This window comes from Micrococcus sp. 63XJN7_6_ISO-PGPR-S23-444 (assembly GCF_058072765.1).
On sequence record NZ_CM176516.1, the window covers coordinates 17,914 to 41,767 of the forward strand.

Consider the following 23,854-nt stretch of genomic DNA (forward strand, 5'->3'; position numbering starts at 1 on the left):
CGGGGCCCGGTTCGCGGGTCCGACGGCGCCCCGTCCGCTCAGGTGGACGGCGGCGGATCGATCGAGGGCTCGGGGTCCGGTGTCAGCGTCGGCAGCGGGTCCACCGGCGTCGCGGTGGGCGACGTGCTCGGCGGCTGCCCGGTCGGCTCCGACGGGGCCGCCGACGTCGGTGACGGGCTCTGCGTCGGCGACGGCGTCTCGGTCGTCGTCGGCTCGGGGCTGGGCGTGGCCGAGGCGGACGGCGAGGGTGACGGCTCCGCGCTCTCGGAGGGCTCGGGGCTCTCCGTCGGCGGGGGGCTCGGTGATGCGGACGCCGACGGCGTGGGCTCGGGCGCCTCGCTGGATGGCGGGGCCGGCTCGGAGGGCTCGGCCGTGGGCGCGATCCACGAGGACGCCGTCAGGGTCAGGGAGGAACGGTTGTCCACGCGGACGCCGGCGGGCGGATCCTGGGCCACGACCGTCCCGGTGTCCGTGGTCGCGCCGTCCTCGTCCTGGATCCGCACGCGCAGCTCGGGGGCGCTCAGCGCCAGCTGACGCCGCGCGTCCGGAGCGCTCATCCCCACCACATCCGGCACGGCGACCATGCCGCTGGACAGGTGCAGCACCACGGAGGAGCCGGGCGGCACGTGCGTGCCCATCGCGGGGTCGGTGCGGGCGAGCAGCCCGCGCTCGAGTCGGCCGTCGTCCTGGTACTGCACGGAGGAGACACGCAGGCCCAGCCGTTCCAGCTCGCGGCGGGCCGCGTCCTCGGACAGCCCGTGCAGGGAGTCGGACAGCGCGATGCCCTCCTCGCCGCGGGACACTCGTATCCGCACCTTGGCCCCGCGGGGCACCTCCGTGCCCGTCGGCGGGTCGCTCTGGGTGACGGTCCCGTCCGGGGCGTCGGCCATGTACGCGGACGAGACGACGGCCACCAGACCTGCGTCCTCGAGCGCCGCGACCGCCTCGTCCTGCTGCAGCCCCACCACCGCGGGCACCTCCACGGTGGTGCGCAGGGCCGCCGCGAGCCACGGCGCCAGGACCAGGGCCAGGCCGATCAGGACCGCGCCGGCCGCCAGGAGCGTGCGCCGGCGGAGGCGCCGGCGGACGCGACGGTGCGTGGCCGTCGCTGGCGCCGGCGTGTCCCCTTGCGGTTCGGGCCGGGGCGTCGCGGCCGCACCGGGCTTCACCGGCTGGCCGACCGTCACCGGGCGGGGGCCGTCCATGGCGGCGGCGGCGGCAAGCTGCGCGGCGGAGGCGGCGCCGGGCAGTCCCGCACCCGCCACGGCATGGTTCGCCGCCTGGGGCTGTGCGGCGTCCGGCTCGGCCGGGACGGAGGGCGTCGGCCGGGTCAGCGGGACCGCGGCCATCGGCACGTCGGCCCCGTGCTCCGCGGCCGCGGCGCCCAGCACCGCGCCGCCCGCGCCGACGAGGGCGGGAGGGAAGGCATCGAGCGGCGGGGTGTGACGGCCGGGGCCGGCGTGCGGATCCGCCGCGGCCTCCTCGAGGGCCGCGAGGAACGCGGTGCCCGTGGGGAACCGGTCCTCCGGATCCTTGCGCAGGGCGCGCAGCACCACGGGGTCGAACGCGGGCGGCAGGTCGGGGTCGACGTCGGAGGGCGCCGGCGGCTCCTCGCGCACGTGTTGATAGGCCACGGCCAGCGGCGTGTCACCCGTGAAGGGGGGTCGGCCCGTGAGCAGCTCGAACAGCAGGCAGCCGGCCGCGTAGAGGTCGGCGCGGCCGTCCACGGTGCGGCCCGTCGCCTGCTCCGGGGCCAGGTAGAGGGCCGTGCCCACCACGGCCTGGGTCTGCGACGTGGTGGCGGAGGTGTCGGCCAGCGCATGGGCGATCCCGAAGTCCATGACCTTCACGGCGCCCGTCTCCGTGACCATGACGTTCGCGGGCTTCACATCGCGGTGGACGATGCCCTCCTCGTGCGCGTGCTCGAGCGCTTCCAGCACGCCCCGGGTCCAGGCCACGGCACGGTCCGTGCCCACGGCGCCCTCGGCGTGCAGGATCTCCCGCAGCGTCCGGCCGGAGACGAGCTCCATCACCAGGAACGGGCAGTCCACCGGATGGAGGCCGTCCTCGAGGGAGACCTCGCCCGTGTCGTACACGGAGACGATCGAGGGGTGGTTCAGGGAGGCCGCCGAGCGTGCCTCCTTGCGGAAGCGCGCCTGGAAGTGCGGATCGCGCGCCAGGTCCCGGCGCATCAGCTTGACCGCCACCGGGCGGTGCAGCCGCAGGTCCTCGCCGCGGAAGACGTCCGCCATGCCCCCGCGCCCGATCAGCTCACCGATCCGGTACCGCCCGTTCAGGGTCCTCTGCTCGTCCACAGACACGTCCGCGTGCTCGTCCCGCCCGCCGCTCAGGCGGAGGGCGTGGCGTCGGCGGACGAGGCCTCCGCGCCACGCGCGTCAGCGGACGGGTCGGTGGTGGACTCGCCCGTCGGCGCCGTGGACTCCCCGGAGGACTCCGTCGTCGGATCCCCCGTGGGCGTCGTCGGCTCCTCGGACGGCTCCCGCGTGGGCTCCGGGTCGGCGGTGGCCGTCGGGGATTCGGCGGTGGGGGACGGGCGGGGCTCGTCCGAGGCCGACGGGCTCGGCTCGCTGCTCGGCTCGGTGCTCGGCTCCTCCGACGCGCTGGGCTCCGGCTCCGAGGCGGGCTGGGAGGCCTCGCGGGTCGGCGCGGCGTCGGACCCGCCGGTGGCCACGATCAGCTGCACGTGCGTGTCATAGCGGTGACGCTCGCCCTCGCCGGGCACCACGCGCACCACCTCGCCGTCGGCGCCGTCGGCGGACGGGTCGTCCACCCGGTCCACGGTGAAGCCGCGGTCGCGCAGCGTCTGGATCGCGCTGTCCACGGGCTGGCCCACGAGACCCTCCGGGATGACGCCCTCCCCGGTGGAGACGGCCAGCGTGACGGTCTCACCGCGCTGCAGCGCCCCCACGGGGTTGATCTCCTCGACGGTGCCCTCCGGGCTCTGCGCGTCGCGGTCCTCCTCGCGCACCGCCAGGCCGAGGCCCTCGAGCTCGGCGCGCACCTCGCTCACGGGGCGACCCTTGTACGCCTCCGGGTCCACGTGCACGGACGACTCCTCCTGCGAGGTCGCCGGCGCCGAGCCGCCGTCGCCGCGGCCACCCGTGAGCAGCGGCCACAGCAGCGCCCCCAACAGGGCGAACACCACGAGACCGAGCAGCGCCCACAGCGGCCAGGGGTTGGCGCGTCGCCGGCGGGCGGGCGCGGAGCCACCCCCGGCGGGCGGGCCCGGGTCCACGACGTCGCCCGGGCGGGTCTGCTGGTCGCGCACGGCGGCGATCTCGTGGTCGCGCGTGCTCGCGCTCGCGGCGGCGCCGGCCGCACCGGCCGCGCCCACGGCCGCCGCACCGGCGGCGCCGGGGCCGCGGGCGGCGTCGTCGGTGCGGGGCTGGGCCGCGGTCACCGGCAGCGCCGCGGTGGCGGGGGAGCCGTCTGTCCGGGTGCCCTCGGCGCGGGGATGGGTGGTGCGCATGCCGTCGTAGTCCAGGGGAGCGGTCTCGGCGCCCGAGGGGTCGGTCACGCCCTGCTCCTCGAGGAAGACGGCCAGGGCGGGCACGGCCTCCACGGCGCCGCGGGTGTCCTTGCGCCGCAGCGCGTCGGCGGCGTCCGAGAGCGCGGCCGCGTCCGAGGGCCGCTCCCGGGGGTCCTTCGAGAGCATGCACATGATCAGGGCGCGCACCGGGGCCGGGACGGTGTCCGGCAGGGGCGGCGGCGTGTCGTTGACCTGGGCGAGGGCGATCGCGATCTGGGACTCGCCCGTGAACGGGCGATGCCCGGCGAGGGCCTCGTAGCCGATGATGCCCAGCGAGTAGAGATCGGAGGAGCCGGTGGCCTGCTGCCCCGTGGCCTGCTCGGGCGCGAGGTACTGGGCGGTGCCCATCACCTGGCCGGTGGCCGTGAGGGGGACCTGGTCCGCCAGGCGCGCGATGCCGAAGTCCGTCACCTTCACCCGGCCGGTGGGCGTGATCATGAGGTTGCCGGGCTTGACGTCGCGGTGCACGAGCCCCTGGGCGTGGGCCGCCGAGAGCGCGGCCGCCGTCTGCGCGATGATCCGCAGGGTCCGCTCGGGGGAGAGCACCTTCTCCTTCTCGAGGATGGAGGACAGCGGCTGGCCCGGCACGAGCTCCATGACGAGGTAGGCGGAGCCCTTCTCCTCGCCGTAGTCGTAGACGTTGGCGACGCCGGGGTGGTTCAGCAGCGCGGTGTGCTGGGCCTCCGCCCGGAAGCGGCGCAGGAAGTTGGGGTCACCCGTGTACTCCTCCTTGAGGATCTTCACGGCGGTGATCCGGCCCAGGACCTTGTCCCGCGCCTTCCACACCTCGCCCATGCCGCCGATCGCGATGCGATCGGTCAACTGGTACCTGCCGCCGAGGGTGATGCCCGATGTCGGCCTCATTCCGTGACCACCGCTTCCATGATTGCCTTCATGCCACTGACGACTGTCTGATGTCCAACCCCCGGCGGCTCGTCCTCCACCACGATCGTCACGGCCGCCCGGGGGTTCTCGCTCGCGTCGAAGCCGGTGATCCAGGAGTGCACGTTGCCCGTGTCCCCGACCTCGGCCGTGCCCGACTTCGCCGCGATCCGCACCGTGTCCGACTGCACGGATCCCAGGATGCCGTCCTCCACCGCCGAGACCATCATGTCCGAGACCTGCCCGGCCACCTCGGGGGTCGTGGCCCGGCCGCGCTCACGGGGGCTGAACTCCTGCACCGTGGTGAGGTCCGAACGGCGGACCGCCTTGATCAGCTGCGGCTCCATGACCACGCCGTCGTTCGCGATGCCGGCGGCCACCATGGCCATCTGCAGCGCGGTGGCCTGCACGTCCCGCTGGCCGATCGAGGACTGCGCCAGCGTGGCGTCGTCCAGGTCGGAGGGGAACACGGAGCCGGTCACGGGCAACGGGTAGTCGAAGGAGTCGTTGAAGCCGAACCGCTCGGCGACCTCCCGGATCCGGTCTTGGCCCAGCTCGACGGCGGCCATGGCGAACGGCGTGTTGCAGGACTGCGCCAGCGCCCACGTGAGGGTCTGACGCCCCACGGTGTTGCACGGTGAGCCGTCGTAGTTGGGCAGCTCCGTGGTCGTGCCGGGCAGCGTCCACGCGGCGGGGATGTCCACCGTCCCGCCCGGGGTGTAGTCACCGGACTCGAGCATGGCCACCGCGTCGATCAGCTTGAACGTGGAGCCGGGGGACACGAGCTGCTCCGCGGCGCGGTTGCGGTACGCGCTGGCGCCGGGGATCTGGTCGATCGCGGCCATGGCCGACTGCGCCTCGGCCGGGCTGTGTGAGGAGAGCGCGTTGGAGTCGAAGCCCGGTTTCGACGCCATGGCCAGGATCTCGCCCGTCGTCGGGTCCGTGACCACGGCGGAGGCGCGCACGCCGTCCGGGAGCGCGTCGTACGCCAGACGCTGCAGCTCGGGGTCGATCGTCAGCTCCACCTGGTCGCCCTCGGGCGTGGCACCCGTGATGATCTCCATGGCGCGGTCCACGAACTGGGACGTGGGGGTGCCGGAGAGCTGCTCGTTCATGGCCGCCTCCAGCCCGTCGGTGCCGTAGGTGAGCGAATAGAAGCCTGTGAGCGGGGCGTACAGCTCGGGCTCGTGGTAGACGCGCTGGTAGTGGTACGCGTCGTCGGAGGGGACGGACTCGGCGATCGGCTCGCCGTCCACGAGGATCGGCCCGCGCGGGGCGCCGAACTCCAGGAACATCTGCCGCGAGTTCAGGGCGTGCGTCTTGAGCTGGTCCGCGGCCAGCACCTGGATGACGGACGCGGCCAGCGCGAGCACCAGGATCATGGCCGCCATGACGGTCCACGTGCGTCGGATCGCCTCGTTCACCGCTCCTCACCTCCTCCCGGGGGCACGGCCGCCGCCGGGAGCGCCGTGCCGGGGTCGAGGTGGCCGGCGCCGGGCCCGGACGCGTTGACCATCCCGTCCACGACCACGGGACGGCGGGCGGCGTTCGAGATGCGCAGCACGAGCCCCACGATGATCCAGTTGGCCAGCAGCGACGAGCCGCCGGCGGCGAGGAACGGCGTCGTGAGGCCGGTGAGCGGCAGCACGAGGGTCACGCCGCCCATCACCACGAACACCTGCCACGCCATGGTGAAGGCCAGGCCGGAGGCGAGCACCTTGCCGAACGCGTCGCGCACGCCGAGGGCGGCGCGCATCATGCGGGTGACGAGCAGGAGGTACAGGACGAGCACGGCGGCCAGGCCCACGAAGCCGAGCTCCTCGCCGATGGCCGTGAGGATCATGTCCGAGAAGGACAGCGGCACCTGGGTGGGGTTGCCCGCGCCCAGGCCGGTGCCCATCAGCCCGCCTGAGGCCATCGCGAACAGGCCCTGGACCACCTGGTAGGAGCCGCCGAAGTCGCGATGGTAGATCTCGGGGTCGAAGGCCCTCAGCCAGATCTCGAACCTGGCGGTCACGTGCGGCATGAACAGGAACGCCAGCGCCGCGCCGAAGGCGATCAGGCCCAGGCCGAGGAGGATCCAGGAGGCGCGGGACGTGGCGATGTAGAGCATCGCCATGAACATGCCGAAGAACAGCAGGGCCGAGCCCAGGTCGCGCTGGAACACGAGCACGCCGAGCGCCAGGAGCCAGCCGGCCAGCAACGGGCCGAGGTCCCGGGCTCGGGGGAAGGTCACCGGGCCCACACGGCGGCCGGCCAGCAGGATCAGGTCGCGGTTCGCGGAGAGGTAGCCGGCGAAGAAGATGGCCAGCGTGATCTTGGCGATCTCGCCGGGCTGGAAGGTGCCGAATCCGACGTCGATCCAGATCCGCGCCCCGTACATGCTCAGGCCCAGCCCGGGCACGAGCGGCAGGAGCAGCAGCACGCCGGACGCGGCGAGGAACAGGTAGGGCCAGCGCCGCAGCACCCGGTGGTCGCGCACCAGGAACACCAGGGCGGAGGCCACCAGGACGGCCAGGACGGACCACACGAGCTGCGAGGTGGGGTTGGCCATCGCGGCGTCCTGGCTCAGCCGGTGGATCATGGCCAGGCCCAGCCCGTTGAGCAGGGCGGTGATCGGCAGCATGAACGGGTCCGCGTAGGGGGCCCGCAGCCGCAGGACCACGTGCAGCACGAGGGTGGCGGCGCCGAAGACGCCCAGCGGCACCCAGGCGGTGGAGTCCAGCGGGGCGTCCGTGCCGATCATGCCCAGCAGGTCCGCCCCCAGGGCGATGGCCAGGGCGGCCAGCAGCAGGACCAGTTCGATGTTCCGGCGCGGGCGTGCGGGGGAGATCACCTCGGTCACGGGGCCTCACCTCCCGTCGCGCTCGGGGACGACGCCGGGCTCGTCGGCGCGGTGGAGCCGGACGCGTCCGAGGGGCGGGCGGAGGACGACGACGGCGTCGTGCTCGGCCGGGCCCGCTCGGAGGGCTCACCGGCGGGGGCGGGGGCGTTCGGGTGCAGCGAGTCGCGCAGCTCGGCGACGATCTGCTCCGCGTGGTCCACGTCCCGGGCGGCCATGCCGGCGTTCACGCGGTCGCGTGCGTACGCGGGCAGCGCGTCCACCGGGAGGTCGGTCTGGCGGTCCACGTGGGACAGCTCGAGCGGGCCCAGCCGCTGGGAGACGCCCTTGAACACGGCGATCCGGCCGTCGTTGGCCCCCACGTAGTACTGCGTCTGGGTCCACAGGTAGCCCCACACGGCCACGGCCGCGAGGGTGAGGGCGAGCAGCGTGGTGAACACGGGGATGAACCAGCCGCGGCGGTACTGCACCGGGCGGTCGTCCTTTCCACGCCGCCGACGCGCGGCCCCGTCCTCGGGGCCGCCGGCGGGCCCGGCGGTCGCCGGGGCCGGGGTGGGGGCCGTGGTCATCGGCTCGGCGGCCTCGTCGGACGGGTGGTCGGCAGCGGTGGCGGCCGGTGTGGCGGCGGAGGAGGAGCCGGCGGCGGCAGCGGTGCCGCTCTGCGCGGCGGGCGGGACGGAGGCGTCCGGGCGCGGGGCGGCGGCGGGATCCGGCCCGTCCGTGAGGACGGCCGCGGTGCGCCGGGGACGGTTCTCCGGCACGGGCGTCTCGCCGAGCAGGGCGGCGGCACGGCGGCGCGTGGAGCTGCGGGTGACCACGGGGATGCGATCGGTCTTCACGGCGTTGGAGGCCGCGCCGACGAGCAGGTGAGGCCGTGCGTCCAGGTCCTCGCGCAGCAGCAGGCCGGAGACCGGGCCGACCTCGGGCGGGTGGGCGGCGGCGAGGGCCTGCTCGGACAGGTGGACGTCCGGGACGGGGGCCAGCTCCTCCGCCGTGCCCTCCGCGATCTCGAACGCCACCACGGTGACGTTGTCCGGGGCGCCGCCCTTGAGGGTGAGGTCCACGAGGGTGTCGACGGCCTGGTTGAGAGCCTCCGAGTCCCGCAGCACCTCGTGGATCTTCTCGGGGGGGACCACGTCCGTGAGGCCGTCCGAGCAGAACAGCCACCGTTCTCCGGGGGCGACGGGCACCTCGAACACGTCCAGCTCGGGGGAGGCGTCCACGTCGCCGAGCACGCGCATGAGCACGTTCTTGTTCGGGTGGAACGGGGCCTCCCCGGCCTCGAGGCGCCCCTCGTCGACGAGCTTCTGCACGAACGTGTGGTCCGTGGTGACCTGGGAGAACTCGCCGTCCGCGAGCCGGTAGGCACGGGAGTCGCCGATGTGCGCGATGTGCAGCGTGGTCCCCGCGAGCAGGCCGGCGGTGCACGTGGTGCCCATGCCGGCGAGCTTGGGGTTGGCGTGCACCAGCTCGTTGAGGATCAGGTTGGCGTTCTGGATCTCGTCCGGCAGCACCGTGGCCGGGTCCTCGTAGCCCACCGCATCCAGCGGGGCCAGGTCCAGCACCGTGGACGCGCTTGCCACGTCGCCGCCCACGTGCCCGCCCATGCCGTCCGCGAGCACGGCCAGATGACGGCCCACGTAGGCGGAGTCGTCGTTCTTGGCACGGACGCGGCCGACGTCGGAGCGGGCGGCGTAGCGGAGGACGAGGGTCATGGGTCAGGCCTCGAGCTCCATGACGGTCTTGCCGATGCGGATGGCCGTGCCGGGGCCCACGGGCAGCGCGCGGGTGACGGGGGCGCCGTTCACGTAGGTGCCGTTCGTGGAGCCGAGGTCCTCGAGGAACCAGCGGGTGCCCTGCGGGAACAGCCGGGCGTGGCGGCCGGAGGCGTAGTCGTCCACGAGCACCAGGTCGGCGTCCTGGGCGCGGCCCATCAGCAGGGGACGGCCCTCCAGGGCGATGGTCTGCCCGGCCTTCGGGCCCTCGACCACCCGCAGGGTCCGGGACAGCCGCGGGGCCGGCGTCGTCGGCGCGGACGCGGCGGGGGCCGGCGTCGACGCGGGCGCGGGGCGGTCGACCGCGGACGAGCCCGCCCCGGCGGCCCCGGCCGCGGGCACCGCGGTGACCAGGCCGGCGTCGCGCTGGGCCTGCTGGAGGCGTGTCTTGTTGCGTCGGCCGACCACGAGGTCGCGGCCCTGCGCCATGACGATGGAGATGATCAGCACCCACAGGGCCAGCAGCAGGCCCATGCGGAGCACGGCGACGGCGAGCTCGCTCATGCGCGGCCCCCCGTCCCGCCGAAGAACAGCAGCTCGGTCTGGCCGACGGTCACCACGTCCCCGTCGCGCAGGGTGACGGAGCCGTCCACGCGGCGGCCGTTGACGAGCACGCCGTTGCGACTGCCCAGGTCCAGGAGCGTGACCGTGGAGCCGACGGTGAGCAGGCGCAGGTGTTCGCGGGACACCGAGGAGTCCGGGATCACGAGGTCGGCACGCTCGGCCGAGCGGCCGAGGATGAGGTCGTCCCCGTCCAGGGGGAGCATGCGGCCGTCCAGCTCGAGGGCCGGGCCGGCGGGCCCGGTCACGGGGCGGCCCATCACGACGGTCGGCTGGTCGGCGTGGGCGGGGGCGGCGGGCGCGGTCGAGGCGGCGGCCCGGCGGGGCGCCGGACGGGGCCCGACGCGCGGGGCGGGGGAGGGCTTGCGGGGCGCGGCCGCCGGCAGGTCCTCGACCAGTCGGTCCGGCGCCGCGGCCGAGGCTCCCGGGCCGTGGGCGGTGGCGGGCGAGGCGCCGTCGTCGTGGGGGGCCGGGGCGGTGAGCGAGCCGTCGTCCAGGCGGGTGACGACGCGCAGGTCCCCGGCGCGCACGTCCGCGTCCGGGTGGAAGGCGACCCGGACCGTGCCGGGCAGCGCATAGCCCTGGGAGTCGGCGTGGCGGATGACCTCGTCGCACAGCTCGCTGGCGAGGGTGGACCCCCACGAGCGGGCGCGCTCGAAGTCGGCGGGGGAGAAGTGGACCACGTAGCTGTTGGGCGCGACCGTGTGGCCCTCGGACAGCGCGAACGACTCGTCGTCCATCGCCTGTCGCAGGGCCGAGGCGATCTCCACCGGCTTGACCGCCCGCGGACCGCCGGCCGAGAAGGCCGAGCGCACGGCCCGCTCCAGGCCGCGTTCGAGGTTGTCCAGAAGTCCCACGACGGGGCCCCTTTCCACAGTTGTCCGTCCCGATACTACGGGCCGGGCTGGGAGACCGCCGAGAACAGCGGGATTCTGCGGGGTGGAGCGCGGGTGGGAGAGGTGCCGGAGGGGCGAGCTGCCGGCGTGGCGGGGACGCGGGGGTGGGCGTCGGGGCCGATTTGCACGCCCGGGCGGGCGGGGGTTAGAGTATTCCTCGCTGCCTGTGACGGTCGCCGGATGCCCGGAGCCGAGAGCAGGAAGCCGCTCGCGCGAGTGGCGGAATTGGTAGACGCGCTGGCTTCAGGTGCCAGTGTTCGCAAGGACGTGGGGGTTCAAGTCCCCCCTCGCGCACCGAGGACGAAGGCCCCGGAACCGTGTGGTTCCGGGGCCTTCGGCGTTCCCGGGGTGGGCCGGGCGCGGGGCCGCCCGCCCGACGTCGGCCCTCACGGCTTGACGCACACCACCGGGACGCGGGCCTCCAGGATGATCTGCTGCGCGGCCGATCCCAGCAGCAGCTTGCCCACGGGGGAGCGGTGCTTCACGCCCACCACGATCCGGCTCGCGCCCACGCGCTCGGCGTGCTCGAGCAGGTCGCCGACGGCGTCCCGGCCGCGCTCCTGGGCGTGCGCCACGGACACGCCGACGCCGGCCTCGCGTGCCTCCGCCTCGTCCGGCTCGGTCCCGTCGAGGGAGAACCAGACCACGTCCTCTCCGCGCAGGGCCGCCTCCGCCAGGGCGGCCCGCCAGGCCGCGGCGCTCTCGGGGGTGCTGGTTCCGGTGCTGATGATCGTCATGGGGACCACTGTGCGTCATGGGCGCGGTCCCCGTCACCACCCGGGCCGGTTGTCGTCGGTCACTCTGCGGACGCGGAGCGCACGCAGCCTCGTCGCGCTGTTACGGTGACCTCCACCACTCGCACCTGTCCCCGGCGCCACTCCCTGGCGGCGGGGTGTCTCTGTTAGGAACCGCCATGTCCTCCACCTCCCCCGACGGCCCCCCGCGCCGACGCACGGGGATCGGCCGGATCGTCTTCAGCGTGATCGCGGTGCTCACCGTGCTCGCGGCCTCCGCCTTCTCCATCCGCTCGGCCTCGGGAGGGAACGACATCCGCACCAACCTGACCCTCATCGCCCCCGCGGCCGCCGGCGGCGGCTGGGACTCGTTCCAGCGCGAGCTGCAGCAGACCATGCGCGTCAACGGGCTGGTGAACAACGTCCAGGTGGTCAACATCCCCGGTGCCGGCGGCAACATCGCCCTCGGCCAGCTGACCACGCTCGAGGACGCGAACAACCTCATGGTGGGCGGCACCGGCCAGATCGCCGCCCACGCGGCCCGTGGCACCGGCCCCGAGCTCTCCCAGGTCACCGCGGTCAGCCGCGTCGTCGAGGAATACAGCCTCGTGGTGGTCCCGGCGGACTCGCCGTACCAGAGCATGGACGACCTGGTGAGCGCCTGGCGCGCCGACCCCGCCCACGTGGCGTGGACCGGCGGCGGCTCCTTCGACCAGCTCGTCATGGCGGACATCGCCCGCACGGCCGGCGTGCCGGTCGCGGACACCACCTACATCCCGTCCGACGGCGGCGGCGAGGCCATCCAGGCCCTGCTCAACGGCACCGCCCAGGCCTCCGCCGGCGGCTTCGCGGACATCTACCCGCAGGTCGAGGCCGGCCGACTGCGCGCCCTCGGCGTGGTGGCGGCCGAGCCGCTGGCCGGCGTCGAGGAGATCCCGACCCTGCGCTCCCAGGGCTACGACGTCACGCTCACCAACTGGCGCGCCCTGTTCGTGCCGCCGGGCGTCTCCGCGGAGGAGCGCACCGAGCTCGAGACCCTCATCGCCGAGGCGGTCGACACCCCCGAGTGGAAGGAGGCGGTGCAGCGCAACTACTGGAACCCCGTGCCCCTCTCCGGCACCGAACTCGAGGAGTTCATCGCCGCCGAGAAGGAGCGCATCGGCACGCTGACGGAGGAGATCAAGTGAGCCACGCATCCACCGTCCCCCCCGCCGCCGACGCCCCCTCCCGCTGGGGACGCGCCGCCGGGCTCTCCGGACTCGTCATGCCGGCCGTGCTGGCCGCGTTCAGCCTCTACCTGCTGCTGGGGTCCCTGACCATGGACACCGACGGCGCCGACTTCCCCGGCCCGGACTTCTTCCCGCTGATCCTCTCGGTCGCGGGCCTCGTGATCGCCGCCGCGCTCGCGGTGGAGGTCGTGCGCGTGCGCCAGGCCCCCGAGGGTCAGGCCGACGCGGACGGCGAGGTCGGCCAGGCGGCCGGCCCGCTGACCCTGTTCCACTCGGACTTCGGCGCGCTGGCCTGGTGCTTCCTCGGCTTCCTCGCGTTCGCCGTCCTGCTGCCCTGGCTGGGGTGGATCCTCGCCGGGGCGCTGCTGTTCTGGTGCATCACGCGCGCGTTCGGTGCCCCGCACCCCGTGTTCGACATCCTCGTCGCCCTGTTCGTCTCCTCGCTGGCCTACCTCGGCTTCGCGGTGGCCCTGGGCCTGACCCTGCCCTCGGGCATCCTGGGAGGTGGCTTCTGACATGGAGACCCTCGGACTCCTCATGGAGGGCTTCGCCGGAGCCCTCACCCCCATGAACCTGCTCTGGGTGGTGCTGGGCTGTCTGCTCGGCACCGCGGTCGGCGTGATGCCCGGACTGGGCTCCTCGATGGCCGTGGCCCTGCTGCTGCCCATGACCTTCGCCCTCGAGCCCACCGCCGCGTTCATCATGTTCTCCGGCGTGTACTTCGGCGGCCTCTTCGGCGACTCCACCATGGCCATCCTCATGAACACCCCCGGCCAGGCCTCGGCCATCGCCTCCACGTTCGAGGGCCACCGCATGGCCCAGAACGGCCGGGCGGCCCAGGCCCTGGCGACGGCGGCGCTCGGCGCCTTCATCGGCGGCATGGTGGCCTCGGTGTGCGTCGTGTTCCTCGCCCCCGTGCTGGCGGAGTTCTCCACGAGATTCGGCCCCGCGGAGTACTTCGCGCTCGCGCTCTTCGCGTTCGTGGCCACCTCCTCGGTGGTCGCCGACTCGGTGCTGCGCGGCCTGGCCTCTCTGGTGCTGGGACTGGGCATCGCCGTCGTCGGGATCGATGCGGTGACCGGCACCGAGCGCTTCACGATGGGCTCGCCGCAGCTGTTCGACGGCATCCCGCTGGTGACCGTCACGGTGGCGATCCTCGCGCTCGGCGAGGTGTTCCACGTGGCCTCCCGGGTGCGCCGCGAGCACGAGGACCTGCGCATCCGCCGCACCGGCCGGCCGTGGCTCTCGGGCGCCGAGTTCCGCGAGGCCGCCCCGGCGTGGCTGCGCGGCACGGCGATCGGCCTGCCGTTCGGCATCGTGCCGGTGGGCGGCTCCGAGGTGCCGACGTTCCTGGCGTACTCGGCCGAGCGGCGCCTGGACCGGCGCCGGGCGCATCCGCAGTTCGGCCGCGGCGCGATCCGCGGGCTGGCGGCCCCGGAGGCCGCGGGCAACTCGACCACCGGCATGGCGATGGGCGCGCTGCTCACGCTCGGCCTGCCCGTCTCCGCGACGGCGGCCATCATGCTGGCGGCGTTCCGCCAGTACGGGCTGCAGCCCGGCCCCCTGCTGTTCGACCGCAGCCCGGACCTCGTGTGGGCGCTGCTGGCGAGCTTCTTCATCGCGATGATCGTGCTGCTGGCGATCAACCTGCCGTTCGCGCAGCTGTGGGCCAAGCTCCTGCTCATCCCGAAGCACTACCTCTACGCGGGGATCACGCTGTTCTGCGGGCTGGGCATCTACGCCACCACGGGCGCGGTGTTCGACCTGCTGATGCTGCTGGGGATCGGCGTGCTGGGCTTCCTGATGAGGCGGTACGGCTACCCGCTGGCGCCGCTGATGATCGGCATGGTGCTCGGCCCGCTGGCGGAGACCAGCCTGCGCGACGCCCTGCTCAGCTCGGTGGGCGACCCGGCCGTGCTCGTCTCCACCCCCATCACGTGGGTGATCTACGGGATCCTGGCGATCGTGCTGGCGTTCTCGGTGCGGGCCGCCGTCGTGCGCCGGACGCGTCAGGACGTGTGAGCGGAGGCGGGATCCGCGCCCCCCGAGACAACGCGGGTTGAGTTGTCACCGGTGTGCGGCCTCCGCACCCGTGACAACTCAACCCGCGTTTCTGGTGGGCGGCGGCCCGCTCAGTAGTGGTACGTGTCCGACGGCGCCGTGATCGCGTTGTCCTGGTCCGGGTACCGCGTGGAGTGCACCCCGAACGCGGTGGCCAGCCCGAGGATCTTCTCCGCGCGCGCCTTGCGGGGCAGGTCGGAGCCGTTGCGGATCTCGCCGCCGTCGGCCTCGAAGTCCGCGAGGAACTCGTGGGCCCACGCCAGCTCCTCCTGGGACGGGCTGAGCCCCTCGTTCACGGCCGCGCACTGCTCCGGCGCGAGGCACAGCTTGCCGGTCATGCCGAACTCCGCGGTCACCGCCGTCGCCTCGGCGAGCTTCACGCCGGTGGAGCCCACGGTCGGCCCGTCGATCGCGCCCGGCAGCCCCGTGGCCCGCGCCGCGATCGTGAACTGGGACCGCGTGTACGCCAGCGCCATCGGCGACTCGCCCAGGCCGGTGTCGCGGCGGAAGTCGCCGATCCCGAAGGCCAGCCGGAACGTGCCCTTCGCGGCGGCGATCGAGTCGATCCGCTGCAGCCCGCGCGCCGTCTCCACGAGCGCCACGACGGGCACGCCGGGCAGCCGTCGGGCGGTCTCGTTCACGTGGTCCGTGGACTCCACCATCGCCAGCACGACGCCGGCCAGGCCGCCCTCGGCGACCGGCCCGCCCAGGTGCGCGGGCAGGGCCGCGGCGAGCGCCTCGACGTCCTGCTCCCACCACCGCGAGCCGTAGCCGTTGAGCCGCACCCAGCCGGTGTGCCCGGAGGTCAGCCAGGCGACGGCGTCCGCGCGGGCCTGGTCCTTGTCCTTGGGGGCCACGGCGTCCTCGATGTCGAGGATGACGATGTCCGCGGCCGAGTCCTCGGCGGGCTGGAACCGTTCGGGCTGGGCGGCGTTGACCAGCAGCCAGGAGCGGGCGAGCTCCGGATCGATGCGCTGGCCGGGCACGGGCTGGAACGCGGGGGAGGGGGTGATCGCGGCGGGCAGGGTCACGGTCATGAGGGGCTCCTTCACGGGGCTGGGGCGTCGGGCCGAGGTCGCGGGCGGGGTGCCTCGCGCGGCGGACGGCCGGGGGACGGACCAGGTGGGCCCTGAGCGAGCGGCGTTGGTTCGACGCCGAAGGGCGCCGCGGGTGTGCGGCGCGTCCACAGCACAGTACACGCCACCGTGTCCGACGTCACCCGGGTGGGCGTGGATCTCGGCTCAGAAGGGGTGACGGGTGCGGGGGGAGCGCGTAGCGTTCATCGGGGTCCGGACGACGTCGGCCGCGCAATGGGGCGCGGCCCTCCGCGCGTCGGTCGGGCCGCGACACATCCCTGCCCACCGGACCACGAGGACGCTCAATGACGAGGATCCCCGCCGAGGACGAGGCCGTGACGGCCCCGTCCTCCCCGCTCGACAACGCCCTGGCCCAGCTCTCCGCCGCCGTGAAGACGCTCGGCTACGACGAGGGCCTGCACCAGATGCTCGCCGCCCCCCGCCGCGAGATGGCCGTCTCCATCCCCCTGCGCCGCGACGACGGCTCCACCGAGGTGCTCCGCGGCTACCGCGTGCAGCACAACTTCTCCCGCGGCCCGGCCAAGGGCGGCGTGCGCTTCAGCCTGGACGTGGACCTGGACGAGGTCCGCGCACTGGCCATGTGGATGACCTGGAAGTGCGCCCTGCTGGACGTGCCCTACGGCGGCGCCAAGGGCGGGGTGACCATCGACCCGCGCCAGTACTCGAAGGCCGAGCTCGAGCGCGTCACCCGTCGCTACACCTCCGAGATCCAGCCGATCATCGGCCCCGAGGTGGACATCCCCGCCCCGGACGTGGGCACGGACGAGCAGACCATGGCCTGGATGATGGACACCTACTCGGTGAACGTCGGCCACACCACGCTCGGCGTGGTCACCGGCAAGCCCGTCTCGCTCGGCGGCTCGCTGGGCCGCGCCTCCGCCACCTCGGCGGGCGTGGTCTACGTGGCGCTCGCCGCGCTCGAGCACCTCGGCATCGAGCCGTCGCGGGCGACGGCCGCGGTCCAGGGCTTCGGCAAGGTCGGCGCCGGCACGGTCGAGCTGCTCGAGGCGGCCGGAGTGAAGGTCGTGGCCGTGTCGGACCAGTACGGCGCCGTGCGCGACGACGAGGGCCTGCACTACGACGCCCTGCAGAGGCAGCTCTGGGACACCGGCTCCGTGAAGGACACCCCCGGCACCGCGCCCATGGACGCGGACGAGCTGCTCGAGATGGACGTGGACCTCGTGGTCCCGGCCGCCGTGCAGTCCGTGCTGACCGAGGAGAACGCCCCGCGCGTGCGCGCCCGGCTGGTCGTGGAGGGCGCCAACGGCCCCACCACGGGCGAGGCCGACCGCATCCTCGAGGAGAAGGGCGTCCTGGTCGTCCCGGACATCCTGGCCAACGCCGGCGGCGTGATCGTCTCCTACTTCGAGTGGGTCCAGGCGAACCAGGCCTACTGGTGGAGCCGCGAGGAGGTGGACGAGCGCCTGAAGCGGCGCATGGTCGCCGCATGGAAGGCGGTGCTGGCCACCTCCGAGAGCCGCCGCGTGAGCCTGCGCGAGGCCGCCACCCTGACCGCTGTCCAGCGCGTGGCCGAGGCCCACCGCACCCGCGGCCTCTACCCGTGACGGGGGGCGGCCCCGCCGCCTGACCCCGTCCGGCCGCCCGAGCGCGGCCCCGCTGCCCGACCGCGGGCCGACGGCCCGGAACCCCGGAGGTTCCGGGCCGTCGTCGTGGGCGGACGCGGCCTGATGTGCCCCCGGACCGTGACCTCCGTCTCTATTTCGAATTTTGACGATCAAGCGTGGACGGCCTGCCCGGATGATGTTTGAATTTGAAACAAGTTCGGAGGCCCAGGAGCCATCGCCGCCGCGGCGGCCCACCCCGGACACACCAGACAGACCCGCTTCAGAAGGAGCACCCCATGAACGCCATCACCACCGGAACCTGGAATCTCGACGCCGCCCACTCGGACGTCGACTTCGTCGTCCGCCACGCGGGCATCTCCAAGGTGCGCGGCACCTTCCACGCCGTGGAGGGCCAGCTCGTCATCGCCGAGCAGTTCGCCCAGTCCTCCGTGGACGTGACCGTCGACGTCGCCTCCATCAGCACCAAGAACGAGGGCCGCGACGGCCACCTGCGCTCCGCCGATTTCTTCGACGTGGAGCAGTTCCCCACCATGACCTTCCGCTCCACCGAGGTCCGCGGCGAGCCCGAGGAGTTCACCCTGGTCGGGGAGCTGACGCTGCACGGCGTCACCCGGACCGTGGAGCTTGAGGCCGAGTTCGGCGGCCAGGACAAGGATCCCTTCGGCGCGACCCGCGTGGGCTTCGAGGCCACCGGCGAGATCTCCCGCAAGGACTTCGGTCTGACCTGGAACGCCGCCACCGAGGCCGGCGGCGTCCTGGTCTCGGACAAGGTGAAGCTCGAGATCGGCGCCGCCTTCGTGCTGTCCGAGGCCGACGCCCAGGCCTGAGCCTGAGTCGACCTCGCGCGTCGAGACCGGGTCCCTCGATGAGGGGCCCGGTCTCCTCATAGGGTGGGGCCCATGATGGCTTCGAAGACCCCGCACCAGAACGTCACGTTCGACCTGCCCACCAAGGACGCCGGCCAGGACGGCGACCGGACGGGCCACGGCTACCTCGCGCTGCCCGCCTCCGGGAAGGGCCCCGGCGTGATCGTGATCCAGGAGTGGTGGGGCCTGGTGGACCACATCAAGGATGTGTGCGACCGCCTCGCCGACCTCGGCTTCGTCGCGCTCGCCCCCGACCTCTACGGAGGCTGGATCGCCCACGACGGCGACGAGGCCGGCGAGATGATGCAGAACCTGCCCGCCGAGGAGGGGGCCCGCCAGCTGGCCGGCGCCGTCGACTGGCTGCTCGCCCGGGACGAGGTGACCTCGCAGACCGTGGGCGCGATCGGCTTCTGCATGGGCGGCGGCTTCGTGCTCGCCCTCGCGGCCCAGCAGGGCGACAAGGTCTCCGCCGCCGTGCCCTTCTACGGCGTGGGCCAGGGCGTGCCCGGCGACTTCTCCGGCGTCACCGCCGCCGTCCAGGGCCACTACGCCGAGCAGGACGACTCCTTCCCCGTCGAGGACGCGCGGGAGCAGGAGCAGCAGATCCGTGAGGAGTCCGGGGCCGACGTCGAGTACTTCTACTACGACGCCCCGCACGCCTTCCACAACGACGAGAACCCCCAGGGCAACTACCGGCCCGAGGCCGCGGCCCTCGCCTGGGACCGCGCCGTCTCCTTCCTGAAGGAGAAGGTCCGCTGAGCGGCTCCCGTGGCGGCCGGGGCGGGAAGTCCCGCGCGAGCAGGGGCGGCCCCGCCCGGTCCACCCGCTCCGGCGGCGGGCGCGGCGTGGCCAAGGGCGTGAAGCCTGCGGGCCGCGCCGGGGGCGAGGGCCGGCGTCGTCCCGCGCCCGCGCCACCGGCCGACCTGCCCGTCCCGCCCGAGACCCTCTTCCTGGCCACCATCCCCGGGGCCACGCCGTCCACGTGGGTGGAGCGGTTCACCACGCGCCAGCGCACGGTGCAGCTCGTCAACCACGACGACGCGGCCCAGCTGGCCCACCTCGCCCACGACGCCGCCGGTCAGCCCCGCCACTTCCTGCCGCAGCTGGGCTACGTGCGGCGCCGACGCGACGTGCCCGTCGAGGAGTTCCTGCGCGCCGGCGGCGTCGACCCGCGGCACGTGCACCTCGTGGGCGTCTACTCCGAGCTGCCGGTGGTGTGCGTGGGCAGGGACCACCTGCTCGCCGCGTGGGACGTGGACGCGGACGGCCCGGTGCCGCCCGCCGAGCTCGACCCGGACGAGGAGCTGGATCCCGCCCGCTTCGCCCCGGCCCCCAGCCCGGAGCCGATGGACGCCGCCGAGCTGCCCGGCGCGGGCGAGCGGATGGCCCTGGAGATCGCCGCGTCCGGCGCCGGCCACGTCGTGCTGCCGATGTCCGTGGCCCGCATGTTCGGCCGCAAGGACGTGATCGTGCTGCCGCTGGCCTCCACCCTCGACGACACCGTGGGCCTGTCCCGCGCCGACCGCGAGGCCGCCGCCACGCGGTCCGCGCTCGCGGACGAGCAGGCGCGGGCCGAGGCGGAGGCGGGCGCCGCCGTCGTCGACGGGGCGGATCCCGCGGGCCACGGCGACGACGACGCCCGCCACCCCGGCTGGGACGTCGCCCTGGCCTGGCTCAAGGCGGCCGACTCGGAGCTCGTGCAGGCGTTCGTGGGGGTGGCGCGCGGGCGGCGGGGCGCCAGCTCGCGCTGAGGGCGGGCGCGCCTATGCTCGGAATGACCCGCATCACACTCAAGGAGGGCGCATGTCCGAGCATCAGCAGCACGTCGGCCGCCGGGACCCCCGGATCAGCGACGAGGCCATCGAGCGGGGCCGCCGCGCCCACGAGCTCGACCGCGCGCACGTGTTCCACTCGTGGAGCGCGCAGCGCGACCTGAATCCCATGACCATCCTCGATGCCGAGGGGTCGTGGGTGTGGGACGGCGAGGGTCGGCCCATGGTCGACTTCAGCGGGCAGCTCGTCTTCACGAACGTCGGCCACCGCCATCCGAAGATCGTGGCCGCGATCCGCGAGCAGGCCGAGACGCTGGCCACCGTGGCCCCGCAGCACGTCAACGACGCCCGGTCCGAGGCGGCCCGGCTGATCACGGAGCGGCTGCCGGAGTCCATCAACCACGTGTTCTTCACGAACGCGGGCGCAGAGGCCAACGAGCACGCGGTGCGGATGGCACGCCTGCACACGGGCCGGCACAAGGTGCTCTCCGCGTACCTCTCGTACCACGGCGCCACGCGCCTGACGGCGAACCTGACCGGCTCCCTGCGGCGCGTGGGCTCGGACTCGGCGTCCGACGGCGTCGTGCACTTCCAGCCCGCGTACACGTACCGCTCCGCGTTCGGCTCGGAGAGCGACGAGCAGGAGGCCGAGCGCGCGCTGGCCCACCTGCGCGACGTGATCGAACTCGAGGGCCCCTCCACCGTGGCCGCCGTGATCCTCGAGGCCGTCCCCGGCACCGCGGGCATCTTCCTGCCGCCGCCCGGCTACATGGCCGGCGTCAAGGAGCTGTGCCGCGAGCACGGGATCCTGCTGATCATCGACGAGGTCATGGTCGGCTTCGGCCGCGTGGGCGAGTGGTTCGGCCACCAGCTCACGGGCGTCACCCCGGACATCGTCACGTTCGCCAAGGGGGTCAACTCCGGGTACGTGCCGCTGGGCGGCGTCGCCATGAGCGACGACGTCTACGAGAGCTTCGCGACCACGCCCTACCCCGGCGGCCTGACCTACTCGGGCCACCCCCTCGCGTGCGCGGCCGCCGTCGCCGCGATCACCGCGATGGAGGAGGAGGGCATGGTCGCCCACGCGAAGCGCATCGGCGAGGAGGTCATCGGGCCGCGCCTGGCCGAGATCGCCGCGGCCCACCCGAGCGTGGGCGACGTGCGCGGCGCCGGCGCGTTCTGGGCCGTCGAGCTGGTGAAGGACCGGCAGACCCGGGAGCGGCTGGCCCCGCTCGGTCAGGTCGCGCCCGTGATGGGGCGGATGATGGCCGAGGCCAAGGACCGCGGGCTGTTGCTGTTCATGGCCGAGAACCGGTTCCACCTGTGCCCGCCGCTGAACATCTCGGACGAGGACCTGCGCTTCGGCCTCGACGTGCTCGACCAGGTCCTCGCCCTCGCCGACGAGGAGGTCGCGGCCGGCTGACGGGACCCGCCCCCCAGCCCCGCCCGGCCCCGCCCCAGTCCGCCCACCCCGCGTTTTCGAACGTGAAAGGGGGGTTCTCAGCGCTTTCGGTCGTGAGATTGGCCCTATCTCACGACCGAAAGTGCGCGTGGCGCGGGGATGCGCGAGGCGGGGCGCCCGGGGCCGGGGTCAGCCGAGCCGGCCGGCCTCCGAGGCCTCGAACTGCTCCTCGTCCTCGGGCACCGGCTCGGTGCCGCGGGCGCGGGCGATCGCCGTCATGAGGTGGTACACCACCAGGGCGGCGACCGTGCCGAGCGTGATGCCACCGAACACGAGCCCGCCCACCACGAGCTGGGGGTCGGCGATCGCGATGATCAGGCCCGCACCCGCCGTCATGAGGTTCACGGTGTTGGAGAAGTCCACGCGGTTCTGCACCCAGATGCGCACGCCCATCATGCCGATCATCCCGTAGAGGATGATGCCCGCGCCGCCGGCCACCCCGGCCGGGATGGTGGCGACGGCGGCCCCGAACTTCGGCAGGAACGCGAGGGCGATCGCGGTCAGGCCGGCCACCCAGTACGCCGCCGTCGAGTAGACGCGCGAGCTGGCCATCACGCCGATGTTCTCCGCATACGTGGTGGTGCCGACGCCGCCGCCCGCGCCGGAGAGCATGGTGGAGAGGCCGTCCGCGATCAGGGCACGGCCGGTGAGCGGGTCCAGGTCGCGCTTGGTCATCAGCCCGACGGTCCTGACATGGCCGATGTTCTCCGCGACCAGCACGAGCACGACGGGCAGGAACAGGGGCAGCAGGTCCCAGCGCAGCTCCGGGCCGTGGAAGGGCGGCAGCCCGATCCAGGCGGCCTCCCCGACGGCGGCGAAGTCCACCTGGCCCTGCGCGAGGGCCAGTACGTAGCCCACCACGATGCCCACGAGGATGGACAGGCGGCCCAGGAGCCCCCGGAACGTCACGGCCGTGAGCACCACCGCCAGGGCCGTGCCGAACGTGGTGACGGGCACCTCCTGCATGGCCGTCGTCGTGGCGCCGGCGAGGTTGAGGCCGATCAGGGCCACGATCGTGCCCATCACCGCCGGCGGCATGAGCGCGTGGATCCACCCGGTGCCGGCGCGGTGCACGATCGCGCCGATCACCGTGAGCAGCAGGCCCGTCACGAGGATGCCGCCGAGCGCGGCCCCCGTGCCGCCGATCGTGGCGGCGGCCGTCAGGGGTGCGATGAACGCGAACGAGCTGCCCAGGTACGAGGGCAGGCGGTTGCCCGTGATGACCAGGAAGAGCAGGGTGCCCAGGCCGGAGAAGAGCAGCGCCGTCGTCGCGGGCATGCCGGTCAGGGCGGGCACGAGCACGGTGGCGCCGAACATGGCCATCACGTGCTGCACGCCGATGCCCACGGTCCGGGGCCAGCTCAGCCGCTCGTCCGGGGCGACGACGGTGCCCGGGGTGATGGTGCGGCCGTCGCCGTGGAGGCGCCAGCCGGGGCCGCGTGAGGGCCGGGTGGGGGTGGGGGACATGGCCGCCTGCCGAGGGGTCGGGGATGGGGGTGTCGGGCGTTTCTCGGGGGCCTGGAAGCCTGCGCACAGCCCCGGTTCTGCGCCGGTGATTAGGGTACCGTGGGGCGCGTGGCTCAGTACTGTGGTGTGATCGGAGAGGCGCTCGTCGACGTCGTGGTCTCGGACACCGCGACCCCCCGCGTGCACGTCGGGGGCAGCCCCCTGAACGTGGCCGTGGGCCTGAGCCGGCTGGAGCGGCCCGTCCTGTTCGCCGGCCGCCTCGGCCGCGATGCGCACGGGGACATGATCGCCTCGCACCTGCGGGAGAACGGCGTGCGCTGCCTGCTCGAGCCGGATGCCGCCGCCACCTCCGTGGCCACCGCTCGCCTGGACCCCACGGGTGCCGCCAGCTATGAGTTCGAGCTGGACTGGACGCTGCCGCCCGCCGCCGCGCTCGCCCGGGACTTCGACGACGCCGCCGGCGGCCCGCTGCACCACATGCATGCCGGCTCCATCGCCACCATGCTCGCCCCCGGCGACGCCGAGGTGATGGCCCTGCTCGAGCGGATCTCCGCGGTCACGACCATCAGCTACGACCCCAACGTGCGGCCCACGATCGTGCCGGACCGGGCGTTCGCCCGCGCCCGCGCGGAGGAGTCCGTGCGGCTGGCGGACGTGGTGCACGCCTCGGACGAGGACATCGCGTGGCTGTACCCGGACCGCCCGCTGCTCGAGTCGCTGCAGGCGTGGCAGCGGATGGGCCCGGCGTTCGTGGTGATGACCCGCGGCGCCGAGGACATCGTGGCCGTCACCGCGCACGGCGTGGTGGAGCGCCCGATCGTGCCCGTGGACGTCGCGGACACCGTGGGCGCCGGCGACTCGTTCACCGCCGCCCTGCTCGCCGCCCTCGACGACCGCTCGCTGCTCGGCGCCGCCAACCGCGGCCGCCTGCACGCGATGGACCCGGCCGACGTCGAGTCGGTGCTGATCTACGCCTCCCGCGCGTCGGCGATCACGGCTTCCCGCCCGGGGGCGGACCCGCCCACGCGGGCCGAGCTGGCGGACTGATCCCACGCCCGCCCGTCCCCGCACGAA

The 23,854-nt window shown here is 73.9% G+C and carries 19 protein-coding genes and 1 tRNA gene; 10 read left to right on the top strand and 10 right to left on the bottom strand.

Features of this window, described 5'->3' with window-relative positions:
- Positions 1-38: 38 nt before the first annotated feature.
- From AC3RJ9_RS00095 to AC3RJ9_RS00125, 7 genes are read right to left on the bottom strand one after another with little or no spacing between them, the layout of a single operon-like run.
- Entirely contained in the window at positions 39-2,315 is a 2,277-nt protein-coding gene (locus AC3RJ9_RS00095; RefSeq protein WP_123244072.1) for a protein kinase domain-containing protein, read from the bottom strand.
- A gap of 32 nt (positions 2,316-2,347) precedes the next feature.
- Entirely contained in the window at positions 2,348-4,414 is a 2,067-nt protein-coding gene (locus tag AC3RJ9_RS00100; RefSeq protein WP_123244071.1) for a protein kinase domain-containing protein, read from the bottom strand.
- Complete coding sequence (locus AC3RJ9_RS00105) at positions 4,411-5,856, bottom strand: peptidoglycan D,D-transpeptidase FtsI family protein (protein WP_123244070.1); 1,446 nt, start codon at positions 5,854-5,856, stop codon at positions 4,411-4,413. Before AC3RJ9_RS00105 ends, AC3RJ9_RS00100 begins: the two co-directional genes overlap by 4 nt.
- The gene (locus AC3RJ9_RS00110; protein ID WP_036314455.1) at positions 5,853-7,277 is read right to left on the bottom strand and encodes an FtsW/RodA/SpoVE family cell cycle protein; all 1,425 of its coding nucleotides are present in this window, start codon (positions 7,275-7,277) and stop codon (positions 5,853-5,855) included. Before AC3RJ9_RS00110 ends, AC3RJ9_RS00105 begins: the two co-directional genes overlap by 4 nt.
- Positions 7,274-8,989: a PP2C family protein-serine/threonine phosphatase gene (locus tag AC3RJ9_RS00115; RefSeq protein ID WP_061873128.1), complete on the bottom strand. Its 1,716-nt coding sequence runs from the start codon at positions 8,987-8,989 to the stop codon at positions 7,274-7,276. Before AC3RJ9_RS00115 ends, AC3RJ9_RS00110 begins: the two co-directional genes overlap by 4 nt.
- 3 nt (positions 8,990-8,992) lie before the next feature.
- Positions 8,993-9,553: an FHA domain-containing protein FhaB/FipA gene (locus AC3RJ9_RS00120; protein WP_044659734.1), complete on the bottom strand. Its 561-nt coding sequence runs from the start codon at positions 9,551-9,553 to the stop codon at positions 8,993-8,995.
- Entirely contained in the window at positions 9,550-10,467 is a 918-nt protein-coding gene (locus tag AC3RJ9_RS00125; protein WP_061873127.1) for an FHA domain-containing protein, read from the bottom strand. The genes AC3RJ9_RS00120 and AC3RJ9_RS00125 overlap by 4 nt, the downstream gene beginning before the upstream one ends.
- Positions 10,468-10,716: 249 nt before the next feature.
- Here AC3RJ9_RS00125 and AC3RJ9_RS00130 point away from each other — a divergent pair.
- Positions 10,717-10,800 (top strand) — tRNA-Leu (locus AC3RJ9_RS00130).
- A gap of 92 nt (positions 10,801-10,892) precedes the next feature.
- On the opposite strand, the gene AC3RJ9_RS00135 is transcribed toward AC3RJ9_RS00130, so the two are convergent.
- A complete protein-coding gene (locus AC3RJ9_RS00135) occupies positions 10,893-11,243 on the bottom strand; it encodes a universal stress protein (RefSeq protein WP_043278910.1) in 351 nt (116 codons plus the stop codon).
- A 176-nt stretch (positions 11,244-11,419) separates the two neighbouring features.
- On the opposite strand from AC3RJ9_RS00135, the gene AC3RJ9_RS00140 reads away from it, so the two are divergent.
- From AC3RJ9_RS00140 to tctA, 3 genes are read left to right on the top strand one after another with little or no spacing between them, the layout of a single operon-like run.
- Positions 11,420-12,427 carry a tripartite tricarboxylate transporter substrate binding protein gene (locus AC3RJ9_RS00140; protein ID WP_020624448.1) on the top strand — a complete coding sequence of 336 codons (1,008 nt, stop codon included), beginning with the start codon at positions 11,420-11,422 and terminating at the stop codon, positions 12,425-12,427.
- Positions 12,424-12,984, top strand: a complete 561-nt coding sequence (locus AC3RJ9_RS00145) for a tripartite tricarboxylate transporter TctB family protein (protein ID WP_044659842.1) — start codon at positions 12,424-12,426, stop codon at positions 12,982-12,984. Before AC3RJ9_RS00140 ends, AC3RJ9_RS00145 begins: the two co-directional genes overlap by 4 nt.
- 1 nt (position 12,985) lies before the next feature.
- The gene (gene tctA, locus AC3RJ9_RS00150) at positions 12,986-14,491 is read left to right on the top strand and encodes a tripartite tricarboxylate transporter permease TctA (RefSeq protein WP_044659843.1); all 1,506 of its coding nucleotides are present in this window, start codon (positions 12,986-12,988) and stop codon (positions 14,489-14,491) included.
- Positions 14,492-14,601: 110 nt separating this feature from the next.
- On the opposite strand, the gene AC3RJ9_RS00155 is transcribed toward tctA, so the two are convergent.
- Positions 14,602-15,567, bottom strand: coding sequence for an HpcH/HpaI aldolase/citrate lyase family protein (locus AC3RJ9_RS00155; protein WP_044659844.1), 966 nt, complete (start codon positions 15,565-15,567; stop codon positions 14,602-14,604).
- Between the two features lie 344 nt (positions 15,568-15,911).
- Between AC3RJ9_RS00155 and AC3RJ9_RS00160 the strand changes: the two genes are divergently transcribed.
- From AC3RJ9_RS00160 to AC3RJ9_RS00180, 5 genes are all read left to right on the top strand, one after another.
- Positions 15,912-17,192, top strand: a complete 1,281-nt coding sequence (locus AC3RJ9_RS00160) for a Glu/Leu/Phe/Val family dehydrogenase (protein ID WP_044659845.1) — start codon at positions 15,912-15,914, stop codon at positions 17,190-17,192.
- A gap of 296 nt (positions 17,193-17,488) precedes the next feature.
- The gene (locus AC3RJ9_RS00165; RefSeq protein ID WP_044659846.1) at positions 17,489-18,040 is read left to right on the top strand and encodes a YceI family protein; all 552 of its coding nucleotides are present in this window, start codon (positions 17,489-17,491) and stop codon (positions 18,038-18,040) included.
- A 72-nt stretch (positions 18,041-18,112) separates the two neighbouring features.
- Complete coding sequence (locus AC3RJ9_RS00170; RefSeq protein WP_061867203.1) at positions 18,113-18,838, top strand: dienelactone hydrolase family protein; 726 nt, start codon at positions 18,113-18,115, stop codon at positions 18,836-18,838.
- Between the two features lie 86 nt (positions 18,839-18,924).
- Entirely contained in the window at positions 18,925-19,830 is a 906-nt protein-coding gene (locus AC3RJ9_RS00175; RefSeq protein ID WP_061867204.1) for a hypothetical protein, read from the top strand.
- A 52-nt stretch (positions 19,831-19,882) separates the two neighbouring features.
- The gene (locus AC3RJ9_RS00180) at positions 19,883-21,274 is read left to right on the top strand and encodes an aspartate aminotransferase family protein (protein ID WP_061867205.1); all 1,392 of its coding nucleotides are present in this window, start codon (positions 19,883-19,885) and stop codon (positions 21,272-21,274) included.
- A gap of 168 nt (positions 21,275-21,442) precedes the next feature.
- On the opposite strand, the gene AC3RJ9_RS00185 is transcribed toward AC3RJ9_RS00180, so the two are convergent.
- Positions 21,443-22,780: a uracil-xanthine permease family protein gene (locus AC3RJ9_RS00185; protein ID WP_216881922.1), complete on the bottom strand. Its 1,338-nt coding sequence runs from the start codon at positions 22,778-22,780 to the stop codon at positions 21,443-21,445.
- 126 nt (positions 22,781-22,906) lie between these two features.
- On the opposite strand from AC3RJ9_RS00185, the gene AC3RJ9_RS00190 reads away from it, so the two are divergent.
- Positions 22,907-23,827: a carbohydrate kinase family protein gene (locus tag AC3RJ9_RS00190; protein ID WP_036337149.1), complete on the top strand. Its 921-nt coding sequence runs from the start codon at positions 22,907-22,909 to the stop codon at positions 23,825-23,827.
- The last annotated feature ends 27 nt before the right edge of the window (positions 23,828-23,854 follow it).